The following is a 208-nucleotide window of genomic DNA, read 5'->3' on the forward strand; positions in this document are numbered from 1 at the left end:
GGGTCCTCAGAGGCCGCTGAACCCCGCTCCGGTCGCTTGCGCGGCCGTCCGCGGCCGAGCCTGGGCACCCGGATCGCTTCCAGGACCGGCTCGAACCGCGGAGATTCGCCCCGCGATGGCCAGGCCGCGCGGGTGCGGGGTGGCGTCGCCGTTCAGCAGTCCGGCCGGGTCCTGGGAGCGGGAGGCGTAGTGGAAGCCGGTGAAGGTG

The 208-nt window shown here is 75.0% G+C and carries 1 protein-coding gene; it reads right to left on the bottom strand.

Translation table 11 applies throughout. The annotated features are described in order from the left end of the window. Positions 1 to 6 precede the first annotated feature (6 nt). A partial coding sequence (locus FF041_RS39630; RefSeq protein ID WP_228388787.1) for a hypothetical protein occupies positions 7 to 208 on the bottom strand: 202 nt, incomplete at its 5' end.

Source organism: Streptomyces jumonjinensis (assembly GCF_009600885.1).
GTDB classification, from domain to species: Bacteria; Actinomycetota; Actinomycetes; order Streptomycetales; family Streptomycetaceae; genus Streptomyces; species Streptomyces jumonjinensis.